This window comes from Variovorax sp. P5_A3 (assembly GCF_056400665.1).
This window is the reverse complement of sequence record NZ_JBFUKW010000012.1, coordinates 29949-52923: the sequence shown is the minus strand read 5'-3', so window position 1 is coordinate 52923 and position 22975 is coordinate 29949. Positions and strand designations below refer to the sequence as shown.

The 22975-nt window shown below is 63.0% G+C and carries 24 protein-coding genes; 12 read left to right on the top strand and 12 right to left on the bottom strand.

All coding sequences use genetic code 11. The features are described 5' to 3' along the window. Genes AC1D3B_RS19435 through AC1D3B_RS19410 form a run of 6 tightly spaced genes read right to left on the bottom strand, consistent with a single transcriptional unit; the run spans nucleotide 1 to nucleotide 5646 of the window. Nucleotides 1-885 (bottom strand): phosphoribulokinase, encoded by an 885-nt coding sequence (locus AC1D3B_RS19435; protein WP_478192298.1) that lies wholly within the window; start codon nucleotides 883-885, stop codon nucleotides 1-3. A gap of 23 nt (nucleotides 886-908) precedes the next feature. Then, complete coding sequence (locus tag AC1D3B_RS19430) at nucleotides 909-2003, bottom strand: class 1 fructose-bisphosphatase (RefSeq protein WP_478192297.1); 1095 nt, start codon at nucleotides 2001-2003, stop codon at nucleotides 909-911. A gap of 28 nt (nucleotides 2004-2031) precedes the next feature. Then, nucleotides 2032-2760, bottom strand: coding sequence for an HAD-IA family hydrolase (locus tag AC1D3B_RS19425; protein WP_478192296.1), 729 nt, complete (start codon nucleotides 2758-2760; stop codon nucleotides 2032-2034). Continuing rightward, nucleotides 2757-3704 carry a CbbX protein gene (gene cbbX, locus AC1D3B_RS19420; protein ID WP_478192295.1) on the bottom strand — a complete coding sequence of 316 codons (948 nt, stop codon included), beginning with the start codon at nucleotides 3702-3704 and terminating at the stop codon, nucleotides 2757-2759. Before cbbX ends, AC1D3B_RS19425 begins: the two co-directional genes overlap by 4 nt. 20 nt (nucleotides 3705-3724) lie before the next feature. Beyond that, complete coding sequence (locus tag AC1D3B_RS19415) at nucleotides 3725-4165, bottom strand: ribulose bisphosphate carboxylase small subunit (protein WP_478192294.1); 441 nt, start codon at nucleotides 4163-4165, stop codon at nucleotides 3725-3727. A gap of 14 nt (nucleotides 4166-4179) precedes the next feature. Next, complete coding sequence (locus tag AC1D3B_RS19410; protein ID WP_478192293.1) at nucleotides 4180-5646, bottom strand: form I ribulose bisphosphate carboxylase large subunit; 1467 nt, start codon at nucleotides 5644-5646, stop codon at nucleotides 4180-4182. 114 nt (nucleotides 5647-5760) lie between these two features. Here AC1D3B_RS19410 and AC1D3B_RS19405 point away from each other — a divergent pair, with 114 nt between their 5' ends. The 3 genes from AC1D3B_RS19405 to AC1D3B_RS19395 all read left to right on the top strand — a co-directional run bounded on the left by AC1D3B_RS19405 (nucleotide 5761) and on the right by AC1D3B_RS19395 (nucleotide 9237). Then, complete coding sequence (locus AC1D3B_RS19405; protein ID WP_478192292.1) at nucleotides 5761-6687, top strand: LysR substrate-binding domain-containing protein; 927 nt, start codon at nucleotides 5761-5763, stop codon at nucleotides 6685-6687. Nucleotides 6688-6705: 18 nt separating this feature from the next. Next, a complete protein-coding gene (locus AC1D3B_RS19400) occupies nucleotides 6706-8436 on the top strand; it encodes an OPT/YSL family transporter (protein ID WP_478192291.1) in 1731 nt (576 codons plus the stop codon). 306 nt (nucleotides 8437-8742) lie between these two features. Next, complete coding sequence (locus tag AC1D3B_RS19395; protein ID WP_478192290.1) at nucleotides 8743-9237, top strand: hypothetical protein; 495 nt, start codon at nucleotides 8743-8745, stop codon at nucleotides 9235-9237. Between the two features lie 440 nt (nucleotides 9238-9677). On the opposite strand, the gene AC1D3B_RS19390 is transcribed toward AC1D3B_RS19395, so the two are convergent. The 5 genes from AC1D3B_RS19390 to AC1D3B_RS19370 all read right to left on the bottom strand — a co-directional run bounded on the left by AC1D3B_RS19390 (nucleotide 9678) and on the right by AC1D3B_RS19370 (nucleotide 15371). Further along, nucleotides 9678-10589, bottom strand: coding sequence for a substrate-binding domain-containing protein (locus AC1D3B_RS19390; protein WP_478192475.1), 912 nt, complete (start codon nucleotides 10587-10589; stop codon nucleotides 9678-9680). Nucleotides 10590-10759: 170 nt separating this feature from the next. Next, entirely contained in the window at nucleotides 10760-11797 is a 1038-nt protein-coding gene (locus AC1D3B_RS19385) for an ABC transporter permease (protein ID WP_478192289.1), read from the bottom strand. Nucleotides 11798-11824: 27 nt separating this feature from the next. After that, nucleotides 11825-13342: a sugar ABC transporter ATP-binding protein gene (locus AC1D3B_RS19380; protein WP_478192288.1), complete on the bottom strand. Its 1518-nt coding sequence runs from the start codon at nucleotides 13340-13342 to the stop codon at nucleotides 11825-11827. Nucleotides 13343-13377: 35 nt separating this feature from the next. Beyond that, on the bottom strand, nucleotides 13378-14370 hold the full coding sequence (iolG, locus tag AC1D3B_RS19375) for an inositol 2-dehydrogenase (RefSeq protein ID WP_478192287.1): 993 nt from the start codon (nucleotides 14368-14370) through the stop codon (nucleotides 13378-13380). 62 nt (nucleotides 14371-14432) lie between these two features. Further along, entirely contained in the window at nucleotides 14433-15371 is a 939-nt protein-coding gene (locus AC1D3B_RS19370) for an intradiol ring-cleavage dioxygenase (protein ID WP_478192286.1), read from the bottom strand. Between the two features lie 334 nt (nucleotides 15372-15705). Here AC1D3B_RS19370 and AC1D3B_RS19365 point away from each other — a divergent pair, with 334 nt between their 5' ends. Continuing rightward, nucleotides 15706-15945: a hypothetical protein gene (locus AC1D3B_RS19365; protein ID WP_478192285.1), complete on the top strand. Its 240-nt coding sequence runs from the start codon at nucleotides 15706-15708 to the stop codon at nucleotides 15943-15945. Nucleotides 15946-16008: 63 nt separating this feature from the next. Here AC1D3B_RS19365 and AC1D3B_RS19360 read toward each other — a convergent pair whose 3' ends face one another. After that, nucleotides 16009-16923 carry a LysR family transcriptional regulator gene (locus AC1D3B_RS19360; protein WP_478192284.1) on the bottom strand — a complete coding sequence of 305 codons (915 nt, stop codon included), beginning with the start codon at nucleotides 16921-16923 and terminating at the stop codon, nucleotides 16009-16011. 137 nt (nucleotides 16924-17060) lie between these two features. On the opposite strand from AC1D3B_RS19360, the gene AC1D3B_RS19355 reads away from it, so the two are divergent. The 8 genes from AC1D3B_RS19355 (at nucleotide 17061) to AC1D3B_RS19320 (ending at nucleotide 22967) form a co-directional block, all read left to right on the top strand. Then, nucleotides 17061-17363 carry a YciI family protein gene (locus tag AC1D3B_RS19355; protein ID WP_478192283.1) on the top strand — a complete coding sequence of 101 codons (303 nt, stop codon included), beginning with the start codon at nucleotides 17061-17063 and terminating at the stop codon, nucleotides 17361-17363. Continuing rightward, complete coding sequence (locus AC1D3B_RS19350; RefSeq protein ID WP_478192282.1) at nucleotides 17360-17698, top strand: Dabb family protein; 339 nt, start codon at nucleotides 17360-17362, stop codon at nucleotides 17696-17698. Before AC1D3B_RS19355 ends, AC1D3B_RS19350 begins: the two co-directional genes overlap by 4 nt. Continuing rightward, the gene (locus AC1D3B_RS19345; protein WP_478192281.1) at nucleotides 17695-18783 is read left to right on the top strand and encodes a maleylacetate reductase; all 1089 of its coding nucleotides are present in this window, start codon (nucleotides 17695-17697) and stop codon (nucleotides 18781-18783) included. Before AC1D3B_RS19350 ends, AC1D3B_RS19345 begins: the two co-directional genes overlap by 4 nt. A gap of 39 nt (nucleotides 18784-18822) precedes the next feature. Further along, the gene (locus AC1D3B_RS19340; RefSeq protein ID WP_478192280.1) at nucleotides 18823-19686 is read left to right on the top strand and encodes a sugar phosphate isomerase/epimerase family protein; all 864 of its coding nucleotides are present in this window, start codon (nucleotides 18823-18825) and stop codon (nucleotides 19684-19686) included. A 51-nt stretch (nucleotides 19687-19737) separates the two neighbouring features. Beyond that, nucleotides 19738-20544 (top strand): SDR family NAD(P)-dependent oxidoreductase, encoded by an 807-nt coding sequence (locus AC1D3B_RS19335; RefSeq protein WP_478192279.1) that lies wholly within the window; start codon nucleotides 19738-19740, stop codon nucleotides 20542-20544. A gap of 106 nt (nucleotides 20545-20650) precedes the next feature. Then, nucleotides 20651-21097: an RbsD/FucU family protein gene (locus AC1D3B_RS19330; protein ID WP_478192278.1), complete on the top strand. Its 447-nt coding sequence runs from the start codon at nucleotides 20651-20653 to the stop codon at nucleotides 21095-21097. After that, on the top strand, nucleotides 21094-22089 hold the full coding sequence (locus tag AC1D3B_RS19325; RefSeq protein ID WP_478192277.1) for an aldo/keto reductase: 996 nt from the start codon (nucleotides 21094-21096) through the stop codon (nucleotides 22087-22089). Before AC1D3B_RS19330 ends, AC1D3B_RS19325 begins: the two co-directional genes overlap by 4 nt. Continuing rightward, nucleotides 22086-22967: an amidohydrolase family protein gene (locus tag AC1D3B_RS19320; protein WP_478192276.1), complete on the top strand. Its 882-nt coding sequence runs from the start codon at nucleotides 22086-22088 to the stop codon at nucleotides 22965-22967. Before AC1D3B_RS19325 ends, AC1D3B_RS19320 begins: the two co-directional genes overlap by 4 nt. Nucleotides 22968-22975 lie beyond the last annotated feature (8 nt).

The window sequence follows — 22975 nt, the reverse complement described above, 5'->3', positions numbered from 1 at the left end:
TCACAGCGCGCCCAGGGCCGCCTTGCGGCGCTCCATCATTCGCCAGATGAAGGGCGTGAAGATCAGTTGCATCGCCAGCTCCATCTTTCCGCCCGGCACCACGATCGTGTTGGCGCGCGACATCCACGAGTTGTTGATCATGTTGAGCAGGTACTGGAAATCGATGCCCTTCGGATTGGCGAAGCGGATGACCACCATGCTCTCGTCGGCCGACGGGATGTCGCGGGCGATGAAAGGGTTCGAGGTGTCCACGATCGGCACGCGCTGGAAGTTCACGTGCGTGTGCCTGAACTGCGGGCAGATGTAGTTCACGTAGTCGGGCATGCGGCGAAGGATCGTGTCGGTCACGGCTTCGGTGCTGTAGCCGCGTTGCGTCTTGTCGCGATACAGCTTCTGGATCCACTCCAGGTTGATCACCGGCACTACGCCGATCAGCAGATCGGGATGCCGCGCGACGTTGACTTCGGGCGTCACGACGGCGCCATGAAGGCCTTCGTAGAACAGCAGATCGGTGCCCTCGGGCAAGTCTTCCCAGCTCGTGAAGGTGCCCGGTTCCTGATCGTAGGGCGCGGCCTCCTCGGCATCGTGCAGGTACTTGCGATGACGGCCGACGCCGGTGTTCGCATAGTCGCGAAAGAGGGCCTCCAGTTCCGGGAACAGGTTGTTCTCGGCGCCGAAGTGGCTGAAGTTCATGTTGCCGTCGCGCTCGGCCTCTGCCTGCCGCAGCTTCATTTCCTTCCGGTCGAAGCGGTGGAAGCTGTCGCCCTCGATGACGGCCGCCTTGACGCGCTCGCGCCGGAAGATGTTCTGGAATGTCCGCGTGACCGACGTGGTCCCGGCGCCCGAAGAGCCGGTGACCGAGATGATGGGGTGGCGTTCAGACATGGCGTGTCCTCGAAGCGGGAATCTCATTCGCGGAAAAGGCTCTGCCTGGCGAACAACGGGCTGCCCGGTTCGCCCCCCGCAGGTTCGGTGTGATAGCGCTCGATGCGCTCGACCTCGATCCTTGAGCCGAACACGAGGCCAATGCGCTGGTGCAGCGAGGTCGGTTGCACGCCCAGCACGGGCTGGCGCCCGGTGCTGGCGCGGCCACCGGCCTGCTCCACGATGAATCCGATGGGATTGGCCTCGTACAGCAGGCGCAGACGACCCAGCCTGCCCGGATCCTTCGAGTCGCGCGGATACAGGAAGACACCGCCGCGCATCAGGATCCGATGCACTTCGGCCACCATGGAGGCGATCCAGCGCATGTTGAAGTCCTTGCATCGCGTGCCGGTCTTGCCGGCCAGGCATTCATCGACGTAGCGCTTAACCGGCGCCTCCCAGAAGCGGCTGTTGGAGGCGTTGATCGCGAACTCCTGCGTGTCGACCGGCACCCGGATGTGCGGATGGGTCAGCATGAATTCGCCGAGGTTGGGGTCGAGCGTGAACCCTGCCACGCCGTTTCCGACCGACAGCACCAGCATCGTCGTCGGGCCGTACAGCGCATAGCCCGCCGCCACCTGGACGGCACCGGGCTGCAGGAAATCGGCCTCGGTCACATCGCGACCGCTGTCGACCACGTCCTGCGGCGCGCGCAGCACGCTGAAGACGCTGCCGACCGTGACGTTCACCTCGATGTTGCTGGAGCCATCCAGCGGGTCGAACACCAGCAGGTACTTGCCGCGCGGATGCTGTGGAGGGATCTGGTAGGGCTCTTCCATCTCCTCCGACGCCATGCCGGCGCAGTGGCCTCCCCATTCGTTCATGCGGGTGAAGATCTCGTTGCTGATGACGTCCAGGGGCTTCTGGGTCTCGCCTTGCACGTTGAGCTTGCCGCCGACCTCGCCGCCCTGCCCGCTCTCGGCGCTGCCGAGTTCGCCGAAGGCCACGGCGCGGGCGATGGCCTTGGCTGCGAGCGCGACATCCAGGATCAGCGCGTTGAAGTCGCCGCTGGCCCCGGGAAAGCGCCGGCGCTGCTCGATCAGGTACTGCGTGAGAGTCGATCGATGGGACAAGGGCATGGTCGTCTTTCGTCTTGCAGTCCGGGGCTCAGCGCTGCGCGGCTGCGTGCCAGTTGCTCAGTTCCGCCACCGTCGCGTCCTGAAGGTCGGGCAGGACGTGCAACGCGCCCGCGAAGTCGTGATGCGTCGTGAAGGCGTTGGGGGTCACGATGGTCGACAGACCGGCATCGCTGGCCGCCTTGAGTCCATTGGCCGAGTCCTCGAAGGCCAGGCACTGCGCAGCGTGCAGTTGCAGCCTCTGCAGTGTTTGCAGGTAGACCTGCGGATGCGGCTTCTTGCGAGGGGCGGTGGAGGCGTCCTCGACGACCTGGAAGGTGCGTGACCAGTCAGGCCCGATCGCCGATCGCAGCACGACCGCGATGTTGACCGGCGACGTGGTGGTCGCGATCGCCAGGCACAGCCCCGCATCGAACGCGGACTCGATCAGCTGCAGGACGCCGGGTCGCAGCTGCACCGCACCTTCCTGCACCCGGCGCTCGTAGGACGCGGTCTTCAGGTCGTGAATGCGCTGCACGGTGTCGGCCAGGGCACCCGCGTCGATGACCTTCACGTCTCCGCGCACCTGGCCCCAGTAGTGCTGGATACGCTCCTTGCCGCCGGAGACTTCCAGCAGCCGCGTGTAGAGCGGCTCGTCCCAATGCCAGTCGAGGCCGGCCTCGGCGAAAGCATCGTTGAACGCGGCACGATGAGCGTTCTCGGTGTCCGCGAGCGTGCCGTCGAAGTCGAAGATCAGGGCGCGCAAGGAATCGGGCTTCACGGCGCATCCTTTCCGGCGTTCGCAAACACACGGCTGGCGAGGATGTCGCCGGCGGCGATGGTGCTGAGCTCGTCCATGCCGAGCACGCGCTCGCGGTCGGCATACAGCCGGCTGGCCTGGCGCAGTCGCGCCCGGTCGAGTGCATTGCGCACGCTCCGCGCGTTGGCGAAATGCGGTTGGGCGATGCGCAGGTGCAGGTAGTCGTCGAACGCATCGCGCGCCTCGGCGCCAAAGCGGTACTGCGTGGCGGACAGCATGCGGTCGGCAATCTGCAGCAGCTCGGGCGTGGCGTAGTCGGGAAAGTCGAGGTGGTGCGCGATGCGCGAGCTCATGCCCGGGTTGGACTGGAAGAAGGTGTCCATGCGGTCCTTGTAGCCGGCGAGGATCACGACCAGGTCGTCACGCTGGTTTTCCATCACCTGCAGGAGGATCTCGATGGCCTCCTGGCCGTAGTCGCGCTCGTTCTCCGGGCGGTACAGGTAGTACGCCTCGTCGATGAAGAGCACGCCGCCCATCGCCTTCTTCAAGACCTCCCGCGTCTTGGGCGCGGTGTGGCCGATGTACTGGCCCACCAGGTCGTCACGCGTCACGCTGATCACGTGCCCCTTGCGCACATAGCCGAGCCGGTGAAGGATCTGCGCCATCCGCAGCGCCACGGTGGTCTTGCCGGTACCGGGGTTGCCGGTGAAGCACATGTGCAACGAAGGCGCCTGCGCGGCGAGGCCGTGCTGGGCTCGCAGCCTGTCGATCACCAGCAGCGCGGCGATGTCGCGGATGCGGCTCTTCACAGGCGCCAGCCCGACCAGGTCATGGTCGAGTTCATCGATGACCTCCTCGACCTGGCTTTGCGCCAGGACCTCGGCCACCGTGCGCGCCGCCGGCGCCGGCTCATCCGGGGCGACGACGGCGGTGGCGCCGGGGATCGAGTACAGAGGTGCGGCCATGGCGGTCCGGGCGCTGTCGTTCAGGCGCCGGAGCGCTCGCCTTCGGGCTTGTCGGTCGCGTAGCTGCGCACCGTGTAGCGCATCGTGCGGCCATGGGCCTCCTGGCGCACGAGACTGAAGCCGGCCTCGCTGTCGGGCCGGTTGACGATGAAGCTCATCGTGATGGTCTCGACGCCGCGCGTGGAATCGAACGCCATCAGCCGGATGTAGTGGTGGGGGAAGGTCTTGCGGCATTCCTTCAGCTCCAGCATGACGCCCGCCGCATCCTCCAGGTCGAACATCGGCATGCCGTGCATCTCCCAGTACGTGTTGCGTGGATGCGGGTCGTCGGTGTACTCGACGCTCCAGGCGTAGCCCTTCCTGAGGCCGTAGTCGATCTGCAGCGAGATCTCGGGGTCGGTGAGATCGGGCAGGAAGCTGAACTGGCCCTGGGTGATGCGGCCGGTCGGGTTGGTCATCATGATCGGGATCCCTTTCAGGCCACCGACGCGGTGGTGGCGAAATCGCTGGTGTCGGTGGACGCGTAGTTGAACGACACATCCTTCCAGGTGTCGAGCGCCTGCTTGAGCGGCGTGCAGTGCCGCGCCGCGGCGTGAAGGATCTCGGGGCCCTCGTTCTTGATGTCACGGCCTTCGTTGCGCGCCTTGACGATCACCTCGAGCGCGACGCGGTTGGCCACCGCGCCCGCCTGGATGCCCGCCGGGTGGCCGATCGTTCCGCCGCCGAACTGCAGGATCACGTCGTCGCCGAACAGGTCGATCAGCTGGTGCATCTGCCCGGCATGAATGCCGCCCGAGGCGACTGGCATCACCTTGCGCATGTCGGCCCAGTCCTGGTCGAAGAACAGGCCGCGCGGCAGGTCCTTCCTGGTGAAGCTGTCCCGGCAGACGTTGTAGTAGCCCTGCACCGTCATCGGGTCGCCTTCGAGCTTGCCGACCGCCGTGCCGGTGTGCATATGGTCGACGCCGGCCAGGCGTAGCCACTTGGCGATGACGCGGAAGCTCACGCCGTGGTTCTTCTGCCGCGTGTAGGTGCCATGGCCCGCGCGGTGCATGTGCACGACCATGTCGTTCCGGCGCGCCCAGTTCGCCATGCTCTGGATCGCCGACCATCCGATCACCAGGTCGAGCATGACCACCACCGAGCCCAGTTCCTTCGCGAACTCCGCCCGCTCGTAGATGTCTTCCATCGTCGCGCCGGTGACGTTCAGGTAGCTGCCCTTGACCTCGCCGGTCGCCGCGCTGGCCTTGTTGACGCCGTCCATCACGTACAGGAAGCGGTCGCGCCAGTGCATGAAGGGCTGCGAGTTGATGTTCTCGTCGTCCTTCATGAAATCGAGCCCGCCCTTGAGCCCCTCGTAGATCACGCGGCCGTAGTTGCGCCCCGACAGGCCGAGCTTGGGCTTGGTGGTCGCCCCGAGCAGAGGACGGCCGAACTTGTCGAGCCGCTCGCGCTCGACCACCAGGCCGGTCGGCGGGCCCTTGAAGGTCTTCACGTAGGCGACCGGGATGCGGATGTCCTCCAGCCGTGCGGCCTTCAGCGGCTTGAACGAGAAGACGTTGCCGATCAGGCTGGCCGTCATGTTGGCGATCGAGCCCTCCTCGAAAAGGATCAGGTCGTAGGCGACCCAGGCGAAGTACTGGCCGGGCTGGCCGGGGACCGGATCAACCTGGTAGGCCTTGGCGCGGTAGCTGTCGCAGGCGGTCAGCCGGTCGGTCCAGACCACCGTCCAGGTCGCGGTGCTCGATTCGCCAGCCACCGCGGCGGCGGCTTCGATGGCATCGACGCCATCCTGCGGCGTGATGCGGAAGAGGCAGAGAACGTCTGTGTCCTTGGGCTGATAGTCCGGGTCCCAATAGCCCATCTGCCGGTACTTCAGGACACCGGCGCTGTAGCGCTTCCTGGCGTCGGTGATGACGCCTTGATCGACAAGTGAGTTCACAGTGGCTCCAGGTGGCGGTCGGTGGTGGGGGTGTGCGATGGACCCACTGTAGAAGTCGAACCAGGTAAGGTAAATTCAGACTTCCTTTGGTTTTGGATAAGTACTTCCTTAATCATGAACGTCACGTTCCGCCAGTTGCGGGTGTTCGCCGAGGTCGTGCGCCACGGCAGCGTGCTGCGCGCCGCGGAGGCACTGCACCTCACGCCGCCGGCGGTGTCGATGCAGATCAAGGAGGTGGAGTCGCAGGTCGGCCTGCCGCTGTTCGACCGCACCGGGCGCCGGCTGTCGCTCTCCACCGCCGGCGAATACTTCGCGGTCTACGCGCAGCGCCTGCTCGGCACGCTGAAGGACGCCGAGGACGCCATGGCGCGCTTCAAGGGCGTCGAATCGGGCGTGCTGACGATCGGCATGGTCAGTGCGGCGAAGTACTTCCTGCCGCAGCTGCTGGCGCAGTTCCATGCCGAACACCCTGCGGTCGAGGTGCGGCTGCGGCTGGGGAATCGCGAGCAACTGGTGGCGCTGATGCAGGCAAACGAGGTGGAGCTCTCGGTGATGGGCCGGGCGCCGAAGGAATGGCCCAATCGCGCCGAGCCCTTCGCCCTGCATCCGCACGTCCTGGTGACCGCACCGAGCCACCCCTTCGCGCGGCTGGAAAACGTGGCCGCGAGCGCCCTGGCGCGCGAGGGATTCATCGTGCGCGAGCCGGGCTCGGGCACGCGCGCGGCGCTCGAGGAGTTTCTCGCCGTGCATCGCCTGCAGCCGATGTTCATCATGGAGATGCCGAGCGACGAGGCCATCAAGCAATCCGTCATGGCCGGCCTGGGCGTCAGCCTGGTGTCGCTCCACACCATCGGCCTGGAATGGCGCAACGGGCTGATTGCCGCGCCGTCCGTGGAAGGCCTGCCGTTGATGCGACGCTGGCACCTCGTGAACGCCGCCGCGAAGATCCTCTCGCCCGCAGCGGAGGCATTCCGCTATTTCATGCTCGAACGCGGCGAAGCGCACCTTGCCGCGATGTTCAGCGAGACGGCGCTGGCTTGAGCGGGATCGATCCGGTCCATGGATTCACACCAAGGTCCCCGCTGGCGCTGGTTGCCCGCCGAGGGTAGCTGGCGCTATCACCTGCTCCTGGCGGGCACGGGCATGCTCGTGCTGGGACCGCTGGCCGGCGTGACCGCCGCCTACATGAACTTCTCGCTCGGCTTCTTCGTGGGTGGCCAGGTGCTGGCGGGCCTGCTCGGCTCCGCCGTCACCGCGGGCTATGGCGCGGCCGGGCGGCATGGCGCGAACTACATCCAGACCGCCGCGGCCTCGGTGGCCAGCATGAGCGGCATGGGCGTGCTGCTGCAGGCCATGGCCTGGATGGGCCTGCCGCAGCCGCCCGCGTGGCAGATGGCGCTGTACCTTGCCTGCGTCGGCATGTTCGGCGTCGGGGTGGGCATGCTCTACACGCCGGTGCTGGTGGACCGCATGCGACTGGCCTTTCCGTCCGGGCTGGCGGTCGCCAACATCCTGCGGGCGCTGACCGATCCCCTGTTGTTGCGGCGCTCGGTCCGGCAACTCGGGGGTGGCATGACCGTCGGATTGATCGCGGGGCTGGCCTCAGCCCGCCTGCCACTGCTGGGCGCGATCGGACTGTCCGCATCCACCTTCGGCGCAGGGCTCGTCGTCGGCGCGCGCATCGGCATTCCCGCGGTGATGGGGGGCCTGATCGGCGTGGTGCTGCAGCCGTACTTCGTCTCGATCGGCTGGCTCCAGGCTGGCGACCCGCCGCGCAAGATCATGTTCCTGATCGCGCTGGGAACGATCATGGGTGCGGCGCTGGTGGACATGGCGCTGATCTTCGCGCGGGCGCTGCCGGACGCGCGTCGTCAAAGTGAACGCGATGCGCCACCGTCGGTGGTCGACGACTGGAAACGCGTCAACAGTGCGCGCCTCGTGCTGTGGGTGCTTTTCTGGGCGGCCGCCACCGTGGCCTGCGGGCACTGGCTGCTGGGGCAGCCCCTCTTCTATCTCGCAGTCGCAGTCGCGCTGGTCTTTCTCTTTGCGCTGGTCAACGGCATCTCGGTGGGCGTGAGCGACTCCAATCCGATCTCCTCGGCTTTCGTCGTGACGGTCGTGATCCTCGCGGCCCTGGGCTTGCGCGACCCCGGCGTGGGACTGATGGCCGGCGCCGTGCTGCTGGTCGCGACCAGCGTGGCCTGCGACATGCAGCAGGACCGCTCCACCGGCTGGCGCCTTGGCACGCCGCGCGTGATGCAGTTCCGCTACCAGGTGCTGGGCATCGTCGTCGGGGCCATCCTGGCGGTGGTCTTCGCGCGGCTGTTCATGGCGGCCTACCCGGCGCTGCTGCAAGACCAGACCGTGCTGAAGGCCGACCAGCAGCCGGCCGAATGGGGTTCGGCCATGACGTACAAGTTCGTGGGCGTGCTGCGCAGCCTGACGGACGACCTGCCCTTCCAACGCACCGCCATCGGCTTGGGCATCGCGGCGGGCCTGGTCGTGGAGGTGCTGCGCAAGTGGCTGCGTCCGCGCAGTTTCGTGCTCGACGCGATCGTGTTGCCGTCGCCCTATGCGCTGTCGTTCGGCGGCTTCGTCAACCTGCCTACGTCGCTGTGGCTCGGTGCGGGCGGCGTTGCAGGCAGCCTGTGGACGGCCCGGGCGCCCGCGCGGCGCGATGTGCCGGAGGACATGAGCAGCGCCTCGCTGTTCGGCGGGGGATTGATCGCCGGCGATGCGTTGGCGGCGGTGGGGATCGGCGTCGCGAGCCTGCTGGCGGTGTTGGCTTAGGTCATCAGCGCAGGTCTCTCGCGTGACTTCCGGTGAATGTCCCGCATCCTAGAATCGCCGACCTTCAGCCAGAGGCACCGACGATGACCAAACCCTTCACGACAGTACCGGCCTCTTGTGCGGCCCCCTGCGCCAGCCCCGGTAGATGCTCGCGGACCAGCGCTACGACGGCCACAAATCGATTCACGACGACGCCATGGCCGAAGGACTGGGACTGCGCGCCGGCCCCATCGAAGGGCCCACCCATTTCAGCCAGTTCGATCCTCTGCTGTACCGGGTGTTCGGCAAGGTCTGGTTCGAGACCGGATGCATCAGCGCGCACTACCAGACATGGTGGTCGAGGGCGAGGACGTGCGGGCCTTCGTGCAGCCGAATCCGTCGCAGCCCCATTTCGTCCGCATCCATGCGGAGAAGCGCGACGGCACGCCGGTGCTGACCGGCACGGCCTCCGTCGGCGACACCGAGGGTCTTCCGTACGAGTTGCCGCAACGCATCGCCAAGCTGCGACCGCCGACCGGCCTGGTGATCAACCGCGACTTGAAGGTCGGGCAGCGCGGCGCGGTCGTCGAGAAAATCCGCATGGGCTTCGACACCCACATGGGCGACCACTATCCGTTCACGCTGGCCGACAAGCTGAAGGTCATCACCGAACCGAGCCCGTGGTACTCACGGGAATCGGGTGCCGAATCGCAAGGCATGCTGCTCATGCCGAAAGGCGCCGCCGCCTTCGAGGAGGCGATCGCCCACGAAGCGCTGGTGAACCGCGATTTGATTCGGAACATCGGATTGAAATTGACCTAGAGAGCGTAACTTGGCGGCGCACGAAGCTCGGCGCCGCTCCTTCGACAGGAGCAACGAGCAAAGTGACGTGCGGCGCCGGCGGTTCTGACGAGAAGGCGAGCAGGGTCGACCAGGAGCTTAGGCCAGCGTATACGTCCGGTGAGGGGTGCCGGGCGAGGTCTGCCTGGCAGGGACTGCCTGCTCGCCAAGCTTGCCGATAGCAGTCCTTCGCCAACCGGGCAATCACGCCGAAGGTCAGTTGCCAGGCGCGGCCGCGAACCGGTGCTCGCGCCTAGTGCGGCCGGTCGTCCTTTTTCCTTCTACGGCCGGTTTGCGACCGGTTGCTGACTTCAATCGAACTGCGATTCGGCGAGCATCCGTTGCTGAGTCACGTGCAAGAGGCCGCTCATAACTACAACTAGCGCGACCAGCGAAGGTCGCTGGCCGCGCCCGCCTCTGAATCAGTCGTAAAGCACCGCTGCGATCTTGGGGTCACCGATCGTGGCCTTGTCGTACCAGAAAAAGCCGGTGTCGATGATCTTCGGCACGGGCTCGCCTTTGAGCGTCTTGACGGCAGCCTCCACAGTCTTGTAGCCGATGCCAACCGGATTCTGGGTGATGGCCCCGGCCATGGTGCCGTCCATGATGGCCTGCTTTTGCAGCTTGCCGGAGTCGTAGCCGATCACGACAACCTTCTTCTTGCTCTCGCGCACGCCGTTGATCACGCCGATAGCCGCGCCTTCGTTCGTGCCGAAGACGCCCTTGATATTCGGAGCGGCCTGAAGGATCGACTTCGTGACTTCGGTCGACTTGAGCTGATCCCCGCCTCCGTACTGGACGCTGACGATCTTGATCTTCGGGTACGTTGACTTCATCCGGTTGACGAATCCCTCAACGCGATCAATGCCTGTGCGGCTGGTCTGGTCGTGGCCGACGACTGCGACCTCACCTTCGTTGCCCACAAGCGCGGCCATCTTGTCAGCGGCCAGCGCGGCCGCGGCGACGTTGTTGGTTGCGGCCGTCGTGACCGGAATGTCACCTGCAACCCCAGAGTCGAACGCAATGATCGGGATCTTCGCGGCCTGTGCTTTCTTCAGCAGAGGCAGCGCGGCCTGGCTGTCCAGCGCTGCGAAGCCAATGGCGTTGGGCTTCTTGCCGAGGATGGCGGAAAGCATGTCGATTTGCTTGTCGACCATCGATTCCGATTCAGGTCCTTCGAACGTGACCCTCACCTTGTAGTCCTTCCCCGCTTGCTCCGCCCCCTGTTTCACCGCCTGCCAAAACTGGTGCTGGAAGCCTTTCGAAAGCAGCGGGATGTAGATCTCCTGGGCAAGCGCAGCGGTAGGAAGGCTCAATACAGCGCCCACGCCCATTGCGATCGCGATAACTCGTCTTTTCAACATGATTGTCTCCTGGAAAAATTGAACCGGAAGCCGTCCGGAAAACGGTGAGGTTGCCTCAAACTGAATCTGGGCGCCTTGCTTCCACTGATGGGATCTAGGGCGTGTTGGGTGCGGGACGCGGCTTTGGCGCTTGGAGGGGCTCAGCCCTTGCCGCGCCGAAGGATGTCCGTGTAGACGGCGAGAATGATGATCAGCCCGGTGACGACTGTCTGCCATTCCTGCGCCACAGACATGATGCGGAGGCCGTTCGTCAGAACGCTCATGATGAAAGCGCCGATGATGGTTCCGAGAATCGTCCCGGTGCCTCCCGAGAGCGACGTCCCACCGATGACCACGGCGGCGATCGCGTCGAGTTCATAGCCCTGGCCGAGTGCGGGTTGGGCAGAATTCAGACGCGAGGCAATGAGCAGGCCTGCGATGCCGCAGATCGCGCCGTTCAGGGTATAGACGATGATCTTCCAGAAGTCGGTATTGACGCCGGACAGTCGCACCGCTTCTTCGTTGCTGCCAAGGGCAAACGTGTAGCGTCCCAGGATGGTCTTGTTCAAGATCAGGCTGGCCACCACGGCGACGATCAGAAGGATCAGCACTGCGTTGGGGATCGGCAACGCTGGGATCAAATCACCAATCAACGAGTCCTGCGCGATGCTGGTGAAATTAGGCGTGTCGTTGAAGTAGATCGGCTTCGTACCGGCAATCACGAGTGCCAAGCCCTTGAGCAGCATCATCATGCCGAGGGTGGCGATGAATGGCGGGATCTTCAGCTTGGCGATCAGCACCCCCGACACCAGGCCGCAGAGTGCTCCGAAAAAGATGGCCGCAATCACGCCGACCATGAGCGGGAGTCCCCAGTATGTGAGGAACACGCCCGCCATCACTGAGCAGAACGTCATCAGCGTGCCGACGGACAGGTCAATGCCCGAAGTGATGATGACAAAGGTGACTGCGATCGCCAGCACGCCATTGACGGCAGTAGCCTGAAGGATCGCAACCATGTTGTCGCCCTGCATGAAGTTGGGCGACGCGAAACTGAAGAACGCCATGAGCGCGATCAGGCTTCCGAACGCCAGCAGCTTTTGGCGCGTTGCAGGGTTGAAGATCTTGCTCTTCAGCTTGGCGCCGAAGCTTTCAGATGTGCCGACGGGAGCGCTGGCGCCTGGGGAGGAATGGGTGTCCACGATGATGTCCTTGGTTGTAGGCCTTGCTCAGGCCACTGTCTCGGTGTCTCGCTGGGTCGCGAGCTGCATGATGTTTTCCTGGGTTGCCTTTCGGCCCGGAATCTCGCCGGTGATTCGGCCTTCGCACATCACCAGGATTCGATGGCTCATCCGGATCACTTCCGGAAGCTCGGAAGAGATCATCACAATCGCCTTTCCCTGTTCAGCCAGAGCGTCGAGCAACTTGTAGATCTCGCTCTTCGCGCCGATGTCAATGCCGCGGGTGGGCTCATCGAAGAACAGGATGTCGCAATCGCGCAGGAGCCACTTGGCGATAACGATCTTCTGTTGATTGCCGCCGGACAGCAGCTTGACCTGCTTCTCCACCGAGGAAGTCTTGATTTTTAGTTGCTTGACGTAGTCTTGTGCGACTGCACGCGTGCGCTTGTCATCCACGACAGTGCCGAACTTCAAGAAGCGCTTCAGGCTCGACATCACGATGTTCGTTTCGACATCCAACCCAGTGGCAAGGCCGAAGTGCTTGCGATCCTCCGAGAGATAGCCGACGCCTTGGGCGACGGCGTCCTCGGGCGAGCGAATGTTTGCCTGCTTGCCGTGAACATGGATCTCGCCGGAACCGATCCGATCGGCGCCGAACACCGCCCTGGCCACCTCGGTGCGACCTGCACCCATCAACCCGGCGAAGCCGAGAATCTCACCCTTACGCAAGGTGAAGCTGACATTGCGTATGGCTTTTCCGCGATTGAGATTGCGGACCTCCAGTACAACCGGGTTGCCTGACGTATCGGGCGAGTGATTCGCCACGTCGCCGATGTCTCGCCCCACCATCATGTTGATGATGCGGTCGGTGCTTGTCGTGGCCATGGGTACCGTGGCGACATACTGTCCGTCCCGCATCACGGTGACACGATCGGAGATCTGCTGCAACTCGTCCATCTTGTGCGAGATGTAGACCAAGGCGACACCGTTTGCCTTGAGCTTGCGGATGATCGTGAATAGGTCGCCAACTTCCGCGTTGTTGAGCGCCGCCGTAGGCTCGTCCATGATCAACACCCGCGAGTCGAACGACAGCGCCTTGGCAATCTCGACCATCTGCTGCTTCGCAACCGTCAGTTCGCCCACAGGCGTCCTTGGATCGAGCTTCAGGTGCATACGCTCGAAGATCTCGGTGGCCTGGCGGTTCAATGCGTCCTCATCGACGAACATGCCCAGGCGTTTAGGCTCGCGCCCGATGAAGATGTTCTGGGCCGCGCTCAAGTGGTTCATCAGGTTGAGCTCCTGATGAATGATGCTGATGCCATGCGCCTGCGCCGAATGCGGACTGTCGATGTCGACTGGGCTGCCGTCGAGCAGGATCTCGCCGGAGTCTTTCTGGTAGACCCCTGCCAGGATCTTCATGAGCGTTGATTTGCCTGCTCCGTTCTCGCCCATGAGCGCGTGAACCTCGCCAGGAAAGAGCTCAATCTGGACGTTGTCCAGCGCTCGCACGCCGGAGAACGCTTTCGAAACACCCTTGATCGAGATGACAGAACTTGCTGTATTCATCGTCTCTCCTTAGTTGGACTTGCCTTTACGACACATCAGATCCGGACCATGCGGCCAGTGGTTGCAGACTCCAGCGCGCAATCGGCGATGCGCAAGGCGCGGATGCCATCGCGCAAAGTAGCGGGAATCGGGCCATCGGTTTCGAGCGCAGTGAGGAAACTATCCAGCTCGATCTTGTAGGAGTCGGCGTGACGCTCCAGGAAGAAATTCAGCAGAGGGTCGCGCGCTTCCGTCATGGTGCTGGTCCAGCGGCGCAGCGATGACGGGCGATGGTTCTCGTTGAGCAGCATGCCCTTGGAACCGAACACCTCCAGGCGCTGGTCGAAGCCGTAGGAGGCCTCCCTGCATTGATTGATATGGCACTGCTTGCCCGAGGCGGTGCGCATGATCACCATGACGCTGTCGAAGTCCGGTACATCGTCCAAGGTCGGATCGACCAGGCGGCTGCCGATAGCCATGATCTCGGTCGGATCTTCTCCAAGCATCCAGCGCGCCGTGTCGAAATCGTGGATGGTGCTATCGCGAAAATACCCGCCAGAATGACGCAAATACTCCCGAGGCGGCAGGCCAGGGTCGCGACTGGTAATGATCACTTGGCGGACGTCACCAACCTCGCCCTCTTCGATCGCCTTGCGCAGACGTAGGGCATCGGGATCGAAACGGCGGTTGAACGCAAGCATGACGCGACCATTGAGGCCTTCCACCGTCTCGACCGCCGCGCGTGCTCTTTCGATGTCAAGGTCGATGGGTTTTTCACACAGGACCGGCTTGCCGAGCTTCACCGCGCGCAGCATCAAGTCGATGTGGGTGTCGGTTGGGGTGCCGATGAGCACGGCATCCACATCCTCGCGGTCGATGGCGGCGGCGCAATCAAGCGAAGCTTCGCAGCCAAGTTGTTCGGCGAGGGGTTCTACCGAAGCCTTGTGGGGATCGGCCACCACCACCAATTTCGTGCGGCGATCTGCCGCGATGTTGGCTGCATGGATTTTGCCGATCCGCCCAGCGCCAAGCACTGCTACTCGTAGCATCTATGTCTCCGTTATTGAGCCGCGGCCTGCGCCTTTGGCTGGTTATGCCCTTCTGGGCAAGGTCAGTTGACTACCACTCGATTGATCCAATCGGTGGAACCCTGGCTGCTCTGCCGCGGAGCCAGCGTGAAGTTCCACTCGACAGCCCAGAACGGAGCGCTGAACCCCAGTTCCTTTGCCTGCGCAGGGTCGTCGAGCTTCCGGAAGTCAGCGATCAAGTCGTGCTTCACTCCGAAGACAGCGTCCTCTGTGAGGTACTCGCAATCCGGCGTGAAGATGTGGGTGATGACCGGCTCGTAGCCCGGAGCGGTCACAATGAAGTGCATGTGCGCGGCACGGTTGGGATGGCGTCCCAACCGATCGAGCAACTTGCCGACGGGACCATCATTGGGGATCGGATAGTTGCGTGGTTTGACGGAGCGGAACCAGTAGCTGCCGTCGTCTGCCGAAGCAAACACACCCCGCAAGTTCCAATCCGGCTGAACGCCCTTCTGCTGGACGTCGTAGAAACCTTCATCATTGGTCTGCCAGACCTCAATCTGCGCGCCCTGCACCGGCTTGCCGTCGATGTCTACGACTTGGCCACGAGCCACCATCGGCTCGCCCTTACCGTCGAGGCAGATGTTCGCCCCGTTCTGGTAACGAGGCGCCCCGGACACGTAGAACGGCCCAAGGATGGTGTTCGGGGTTGCGCCGGTGGGGCGTCGGTTGTTGATCGAGTCGACCAACATCGACACACCCAGCACGTCCGACAGCAGGATGAACTCCTGACGCCATTCGTTGCACATGTGGCCGGTGTCCGTCAGGAACTTGATGGCTGCGAGCCATTCGTCATGGGTCGGCTCAATCTCTTTTACGGCCGCGTGCAGGTGCTTGACTACCACGGTCATCATTTGCTCGAGACGCGGGTCAATCCCCACGCCCATGCGGGCATTTACAACTTCCGCGGACGAGTCTTCCTCGAAATACGGAAGCTTCGGTTTTTGATCGCCTGTGCTCATCATGTCTCCATTTGCCATCGTTGGCGGCTGTTCGCCGTATCAATGTGGAATGGACTTTAGGTCTGTGCACGGCTGGATAGAAGAGCTATCCAAGGGAATCAGTTTCCCGATCGATGAAAGAATCTCGCCGGTTTCTTCGGTTTGTTGCTCAATGCCGGGAGAAAGCATCCCCTTTTTCACTGGGGAACTGTGGCGAGCGAGGCTCGGTAGCGAGCTGCGCCTGTGTTTCTTTGCAATGCAACTCTGCTATTGGGGTAAACCCTATACATACGGGTTAACCCTAGATAAAATGGAAGCATCGTGGCCGTGAGCCACTCTCACTCTTGGGGTCCACATGGCCCATTCGAACGTCGCTCAACCGACTCTGGCACTCTTCTCATCCTGGCTCGGACGACTGTTTCGCAGCGGCCTCGCGCTGATGAGCGGCAACGGTTCGGCGCTTAGCGCACGACAACCAACCAAGACCGAGCAAGCAGACGCCTTGCGCGAATTCGCAAGTAGGTTTTCGCGCAATGATCCAAGGTTCGCCGACGACCTCTACGCCGCGGCCAGCCGCCACGAACAAGCTGCCTGAACGCAGCTGATCAGGCGTCGGGAGCGCCTGGCCGTCCAGGAGCACCTGACCGAGCGGCTAGCGTCACGACGTCCAGAGGCGCTCGTACTGCTGCGTCTCAAATCGCTCGACCATGGCCTCCATGAACAGGCGCACCTTCGCAGGTAGATGCGCACGTGTTTGAAAAGCGAAGTTGATGTTCAGTCGCGGCAGATCCCAGTCGTCCAGAATCGGAATCAGCGCTCCTCGAGCAATGTCGTCATAGACGATGTACTTGGGCTGGACCAGGATGCCCAACCCGTCAAGCGCATTGCGAACGATGATCTGACCGTCGTTGGCCTCGACGAAAGACTTCACGCGTACAACCGACGTCTCGTTTCCGCGCTTGAGCGTCAGCTCAAGAGGATCAATCGCGTGGACGTAGATCAACATCTTGTGCGCTGCCAAGTCCTCCGGTGTTTTGGGAACGCCGTGCTTCTCCAGGTACTCAGGAGAAGCGGCTAGCACCCTGCGAGTTGAAGCAAGGCGCCGAATCGTGATGTTCGAGTCCGATTCGAACTGACGGGTTCGAATCGCCAGATCGACATTGTTGTCGATGATGTCGTAGTAGCGATTCGCTGCGATCACGTCGACCGTGATGTCCGGATACTTCGCCGTAAACGCTGGCAGCAACGGCGCGATCTGAAGCAGGCAAAACGAGAGCGAGGCTGTCACGCGCAGCACGCCAGCGGGCTTGATCGTCGCCTCCGTCACCGTGGCTTCGGCCTCCCGCAGATCGGCCAAAATTCCCTTGGCCCTGCGATAGAACTCCATCCCCGCATCCGTCAGGTACAGCTTGCGCGTCGTTCGCTGGACGAGGCGCCCACCGAGGTGCTCCTCTAGCGCACAGAGATAGCGGCTTGCTGCCGAAATCGACAGGTCCAAGCTCTCGGCAGCCTTGGTCAGGCTGCCTACTTCCGCGATTTGCACGAAAAGTTCAACGGCTGCAAATCGGTCCATAGGACTCTCACTTTTGCGTCTATCGGGAAAGAGATTCCCTATTGTGGTCTTTTATCTCGGCCACAGCAAATCTAAGATCACTTCGAACGGCGATCGATGGATCGCTCTGCGAATCACCTTTAACGATACGGGGACCTGTGATCTACACCTTCGTCATGCTGGATCGACCGCACGCCGCCGAGCTGCGCGCGAAGGTCCGCCCTGAACACAAAGCGTACCTCGGCCTCCAAGCCGAACGCATCGCGTTCGCCGGACCACTGGTCGATGACGAGGGTAAGGACATGCACGGCAGCTTCCTCGCGATTGACTTTCCCAACCGAGCTGCGGCGACAGCCTGGCTGAAGGAAGAGCCGTTCTACTGTGCCGGCCTATACGCGTCCGTCCAAATCCACGCCTTCATCAATCTCTGGCCCCAAAGAGCAGGCTTCGCACCGCAATGACCGACCAAACCATCAAGCACATCGTGATGTGGAACGTTCGTGGGGACACGCCGGCGGAAAGGCGCAATGCGGCGCTCTTCCTGAAGGAGTGCTTTGAAGGCCTCAAGGGCCGCATTCCCGGGTTGCAGCGCATCGAGGTCGGGCTCGACACGAGCGGCGTCTCCTACGCCTGCGACGTCGTCCTCTACACGGAGTTCGAAACCCAGGAGGCGCTGGAGGCGTACGCAACCCATCCGGAGCACCTGCGTGTGAAGAACGAGCTCGGTGACATGCGCATTGCCCGACACCAGGTGGACTACCCGCAGTCGCAAACGCGCATCGGAACAACGCAATGACCTCCACTGACCGAGACTTTGTCTTCACCGCGCAGCCCTCACGTGTGGTGTTCGCTCGAGGCAGCTTCCAGCGCTTGGCCAGTGAGGTCGCGCAACTCGGCGCCCGCCGAGCCCTGGTCCTGTGCACACCTCAGCAAGTCGACCAAGCCGAGGCCGCGTCCATGCTGCTGGGTGATCTGAGTGCAGGCGTGTATTCAGGCGCACAGATGCACGTTCCTATCGAATCGGCGCGTGAGGCACGCGAGCATGCGCGCAAGGTGGGTGCGGATTGCGCAGTTGCCATCGGGGGCGGTTCGACTGTCGGGCTCGGAAAGGCGATTGCGCTTGAATCTTCTCTTCCCATCATCGCCGTGCCGACCACTTACGCCGGCTCCGAGATGACGCCAATCTATGGCATCACAGAAGCGGGCGAGAAGAAAACTGGCCGAGACCTAAGGGTCTTGCCCCGTACCGTCATCTATGACCCAGCGCTCTCTATCGGCCTGCCGGTGGGCATGTCGGTAGTTAGCGGCATCAATGCGATCGCTCACGCTGCCGAAGGCCTGTATGCGCGCGACGGCAATCCCGTCATGTCGCTTATGGCCGAGGAAGGCATTCGAGCCTTGGCGCACGGCCTGCGCGGGATCGTACGCAACTCGGCCGACCTGACAGCCCGCAGCGACTGCCTCTACGGTGCGTGGTTGTGCGGTACCGTGCTCGGGCACGTCGGCATGTCGCTTCATCACAAGCTTTGCCACACGCTGGGCGGCAGCTTCAACCTGCCGCACGCCGAAACCCACACGATCATCTTGGCGCATGCACTTGCCTACAACAGCTCAGCAGCGCCTGAAGCCATGGCTCGGATCGCGCGGGCCCTGGGCACGACTGACGCCGCGGATGGCATTTTCGATCTGGCATCTGACCTTGGCGCGCCAACCGCGCTGCGCGACATCGGCATGGCCGAGTCCGCGCTTGAGCGGGCCTGCGACATTGCACTCAAAAACCCGTACTGGAACCCTCGGCCCATCGAGCGCGCGCCAATGATGGACCTTCTAGAGGACGCCTGGACTGGCAAACGTCCAACTACCCCCGCAATTGCCGCGTAGCGTCCTGCGCGCATCCTTCAACATTCATCAGGAACTTTCATGACCAAGAAACCCATTGAACTGCTGGCCTCGTACTTCACGCTCGCCGGCGACGTCTACCCGTTCGGCCCGACCGAGATCAGTCCTTTTTCGCTGCAACAGCGAGCCGAGGTCTCGGCCAAGGCAGGCTGGAAGGGCCTCGGCTTCTCGCATGCTGACCTGATGGTTCAGGCAGAGAAGATCGGCCTGAAGACGGCCAAGCAGATTCTCGACGACAACGGCATCAAACATCGGGAGATTGAGTTTTTGGTCGACTGGTACCTGGACGGCGAAAAGCGCAAGGCGTCCGACCTGCAGCGCGTCGAGATGCTAGAGACTGCGCAAGCGATCGGCGCGCGCAAAATCAAGATCGCCCCTGGCCTGCACGACTACACCCCGGCCAACATCCCGGTCATGCGCGAAGCCTTCGCGGGCCTGTGCCAAGACGCCGCAAAATACGACGTGACCATCGTGATGGAGATCATGCCGTTCAGCAACGTGGCCACGATCGATACCGCCCTCGCGATCATCCAAGGCGCGAATCAGCCCAACGGCGGCATTCTGGTCGACAACTGGCACATCCAGCGCGGCAAGATGCCCTACAGCGAAATCGCAAAGATTCCGCTGCAGTTCCTTAAGGCTGTTGAGCTCGACGACGCGCTTGAAGAGGTCCAGGGGTCGCTGTGGGAAGACACCATCTACCACCGCCTGCTGTGCGGTGAAGGGTGCTTCAAGCCGAAAGAATTCATCGAGGAAGTCCAAGCCGTCGGCTACGACGACTACTACGGCGTCGAGATCCTGTCCCAGGTGTATCGCAAGCTGCCCCTCGAGGAAATGGCGCGCAAGGCCTTCGAGACCACGATGGCCCAGTTCCAAAACGACTGAACGAGCCCAATCAGCCGTCGCGCCACCTAAGAACCCAACCTTAGGACGATCATGGACACTGGACTGAAGAAGAAGGTGGTGCTCATCACTGGTGCTGCCAAAGGCATCGGCCGCGCCACTGCATTGGCGTTTGCCCGAGAAGGCGCCGATTTGGGTTTGATCGACCTCGACGGTGCCAGTCTCTCGACGCTGGCGTCTGAGGCAATGGAGCTGGGCGTTCGAGCCGAGTACGCAGTTGCGGACCTTTCCACCGAGCCCGGTGTGGCCGGTGGCATCAGCAGCATCGTGCAGGGATACGGGGGACGGATCGATGTCCTGCTCAACAACGTCGGGGCGGGGAAGATCCGCACCTTCGACCAGCTGAGCGACGCGGAGTGGGATCTGACGCTGCAGCTGAACTTCATGAGCTATGTACGGGCATGCCGCAAGATCTTGCCGATCATGCGTGCGCAGGGCGGTGGTGTAGTCATCAACAACGCGTCGGACCTGGCCCGCCAACCCGAGCCAGTACCGATCGACTATTCGGCGTCGAAGGCGGCTGTTCTGGCCTTGACGAAGGGCCTTGCCCGTTCCGAGGCGACCAACAACATCCGTGTCAACGCCGTCGCACCAGGCCCGATCTGGACCCCCTTCTGGACCGAAAAAGGTGGTTTCGCGGACACGATGGCAGAGTTCCACAAGATGCCTCCCAAAGAGGCAGTGGAGCACGAGTTGTCGCTTCGCCAGCTCCCACTCAGGCGTCTGGGCACGCCGGAAGAAGTGGCCAACGTCATCGTATTCTTGGCGTCTGATCTCGCGTCGTACGTGACCTCGTCGGTCTGGGGCGTCGACGGCGGCAGCATTCGAAGCCTGATCTGATCTTTCATCGCGGGCTGGAGAGAGGCAGCACTGATGGTGCTTGGTTGCCTCCGGGCGCATACACTGGGTATTCCGAAGGCAACCGTGACCAGGAGCGATCCGCACCATGCTGAAGATGCTCGACCCTCTGCTCGGCCCTGAGCTTCTGCATGCGCTGGCGTCGATGGGACATGGCGACGAAATCGCTATCGTCGACGCCAATTTCCCGGCTGCCAGCTGCGCGCGCCGGTTGGTGCGCATGGACGCCTCTGCGGCACTGCCCGTGCTTCAGGCTGTTCTTACCCTGCTACCCCTGGATGATTTCGTCGAAGCACCGCTGACCACGATGGCAGTTGTAGATGAACCGGACAGGGTGCCCGAGATCGTGCACGACTTCCTCGGCGCGGTGCGCCGTGCTGAAGGCCGCACCGTGGGCGCTGCGGCGTTGCAGCGGCAAGCCTTCTACGAACGGACGCGCGCCGCCTATGCGATCGTGCAGACGGGCGAAACGCGCCTCTATGGCAACGTGCTCCTGCGCAAAGGGGTGGTCCGTCCCAAGGTGCCCACACCGTGAGCCGGCCGGTGCTCGACAAGCTGCAGGCGGGATTCTGGTTTGGGCTCGGTGGTGCTCCCATTGGCAACCTCTACGCGCCGCTCGATGAAGCGCAGTCCGAAGCAACCCTCTCAGAGGCCTGGAGGCTCGGCGTGCGCTATTTCGATACTGCGCCGCTTTATGGCCATGGCTTGAGCGAACAGCGAATTGGCCGGTTCCTCCAGCAGCACGCACGGGATGACTTTGTGCTGTCGACCAAGGTCGGGCGGCTGCTGCAGGCCGACCCCGCAGCGCCGCGAGAACGCGACGGCTATGTCCAAGGGCTGCCCAATTCTCCGCGTTTCGACTACAGCTTCGAAGGGACTCTGCGCTCGCTGGAGCAAAGCATGCAGCGCCTGGGTCTTGATCGAATCGACATCGCCTACATCCACGACATCGACCGCCACACACACGGCGGCGACCAGCCGGTGCGATTCCGCGAGGCCATGGACGGCGCCTACCGGGCGTTGGAACGACTACGTGGTGAGGGAGTTCTGCGTGCGATTGGTCTTGGCGTTAACGAATGGGAGGCATGTCGCGATGCCATCCACGTCGGCGACTTCGACTGCATGATGCTTGCGGGCCGCTACTCGCTCTTGGACACCTCCAGCGCGCACGAACTGGTACCGCTTTGTTTGTCGAAGAACGTGCGTCTGATCTTGGCCGGTGTATTCAATTCCGGCATCCTGGCCGGTGGCCCCGCTGCGGGAGCTCGTTTCGACTATCGGCCAGCCTCGGAGTCATTGCTCCGTCGCGTGGAACGCATCAGCGAAGTCTGCGCCACGTTCTCAGTAACACTGCCTGCTGCCGCGCTGCAGTTCGCGATGGCATGTCCAGCCGCGGCAACTGTGGTCGTGGGAGCTCGTAGTCCGGCTGAGATTGCGCAGGCAGTCGCGCATGCAGCCGCGCCGATACCGCCCGCGCTCTGGCAAGGGCTTGTCGATGAGGGGCTCCTCGATCTGAAGCCGCAATGATCCCTTCACAGACTACTGCGAACGAAGCTCATGTCGTGCGAATTGACGCACACCAGCACTTCTGGTCGCTTGCGCACAACGACTACGGCTGGCTCCAAGACACGCCGGAGTTGCGTCCAATCTATCGCGACTTCGGTCCATCCGACCTGAACCCGCTCCTCGACGCTGCGGGAATCGATGGCAGCGTCCTGGTCCAGGCAGCTCCTACTGAAGCCGAGACCCATCGACTCCTTGCGCTGGCTTCAGCCCCTCACAGCCGCGTGCGTGGGGTGGTTGGCTGGACCGACTTCGCCGCCCCGGATGCTACTGAGCGCATCCGCGAACTCGCGCGAGAACCGCTTCTAAAGGGGCTACGCCCGATGCTCCAGGATCTCCCTGACCAGGAGTGGATCCTCAACAGGGCGCTGGAGCCCGCCCTGAACTCGATGGCTGATGCGGGCCTCGTGCTGGATCTACTGATCAAGCCGCATCAACTCGACGCCACGATCACACTGGCTCGACGCTATCCTGACCTGCGCATGGCGCTTGATCACGGCGCCAAGCCCGAGATCTCACGGAGGCGGTTCGAACCTTGGGCCGATGGGATCGCACGCCTCGCCGAGTGCTCACAGATCTTCTGCAAGTTATCCGGTTTAGTCACCGAGGCCGCCGAGGGGTGGAACGCGGATACCTTGCGACCCTGGATTGCGCACCTTCTGCGTCGATTCGGCAGCGATCGCCTCATGTGGGGCAGCGATTGGCCAGTCGTGAATCTAGCCGGCGGCTATGGGCGTTGGCACGCGGCGTCACTTTCGCTTTTGGCCGGCTTCGATCTTGCCTCAGCCGATGTCGAGAGCGTCCTAGGCAGGAATGCGGTGTGCTGCTATCGCCTGACCTGAAGTCGGCG

What these genes read in the sequence shown, in the direction of transcription:
- AC1D3B_RS19435 (WP_478192298.1), bottom strand. Translation starts at nt 885, where the DNA reads ATGTCTGAACGCCACCCCATCATCTCGGTCACCGGCTCTTCGGGCGCC.
- AC1D3B_RS19430 (WP_478192297.1), bottom strand. Translation starts at nt 2,003, where the DNA reads ATGCCCTTGTCCCATCGATCGACTCTCACGCAGTACCTGATCGAGCAG.
- cbbX (WP_478192295.1), bottom strand. Translation starts at nt 3,704, where the DNA reads ATGGCCGCACCTCTGTACTCGATCCCCGGCGCCACCGCCGTCGTCGCC.
- AC1D3B_RS19415 (WP_478192294.1), bottom strand. Translation starts at nt 4,165, where the DNA reads ATGATGACCAACCCGACCGGCCGCATCACCCAGGGCCAGTTCAGCTTC.
- AC1D3B_RS19405 (WP_478192292.1), top strand. Translation starts at nt 5,761, where the DNA reads ATGAACGTCACGTTCCGCCAGTTGCGGGTGTTCGCCGAGGTCGTGCGC.
- AC1D3B_RS19400 (WP_478192291.1), top strand. Translation starts at nt 6,706, where the DNA reads ATGGATTCACACCAAGGTCCCCGCTGGCGCTGGTTGCCCGCCGAGGGT.
- AC1D3B_RS19395 (WP_478192290.1), top strand. Translation starts at nt 8,743, where the DNA reads ATGCATCAGCGCGCACTACCAGACATGGTGGTCGAGGGCGAGGACGTG.
- AC1D3B_RS19390 (WP_478192475.1), bottom strand. Translation starts at nt 10,589, where the DNA reads ATGGGCGTGGGCGCTGTATTGAGCCTTCCTACCGCTGCGCTTGCCCAG.
- AC1D3B_RS19380 (WP_478192288.1), bottom strand. Translation starts at nt 13,342, where the DNA reads ATGAATACAGCAAGTTCTGTCATCTCGATCAAGGGTGTTTCGAAAGCG.
- iolG (WP_478192287.1), bottom strand. Translation starts at nt 14,370, where the DNA reads ATGCTACGAGTAGCAGTGCTTGGCGCTGGGCGGATCGGCAAAATCCAT.
- AC1D3B_RS19370 (WP_478192286.1), bottom strand. Translation starts at nt 15,371, where the DNA reads ATGAGCACAGGCGATCAAAAACCGAAGCTTCCGTATTTCGAGGAAGAC.
- AC1D3B_RS19365 (WP_478192285.1), top strand. Translation starts at nt 15,706, where the DNA reads ATGGCCCATTCGAACGTCGCTCAACCGACTCTGGCACTCTTCTCATCC.
- AC1D3B_RS19360 (WP_478192284.1), bottom strand. Translation starts at nt 16,923, where the DNA reads ATGGACCGATTTGCAGCCGTTGAACTTTTCGTGCAAATCGCGGAAGTA.
- AC1D3B_RS19350 (WP_478192282.1), top strand. Translation starts at nt 17,360, where the DNA reads ATGACCGACCAAACCATCAAGCACATCGTGATGTGGAACGTTCGTGGG.
- AC1D3B_RS19345 (WP_478192281.1), top strand. Translation starts at nt 17,695, where the DNA reads ATGACCTCCACTGACCGAGACTTTGTCTTCACCGCGCAGCCCTCACGT.
- AC1D3B_RS19340 (WP_478192280.1), top strand. Translation starts at nt 18,823, where the DNA reads ATGACCAAGAAACCCATTGAACTGCTGGCCTCGTACTTCACGCTCGCC.
- AC1D3B_RS19335 (WP_478192279.1), top strand. Translation starts at nt 19,738, where the DNA reads ATGGACACTGGACTGAAGAAGAAGGTGGTGCTCATCACTGGTGCTGCC.
- AC1D3B_RS19330 (WP_478192278.1), top strand. Translation starts at nt 20,651, where the DNA reads ATGCTGAAGATGCTCGACCCTCTGCTCGGCCCTGAGCTTCTGCATGCG.
- AC1D3B_RS19320 (WP_478192276.1), top strand. Translation starts at nt 22,086, where the DNA reads ATGATCCCTTCACAGACTACTGCGAACGAAGCTCATGTCGTGCGAATT.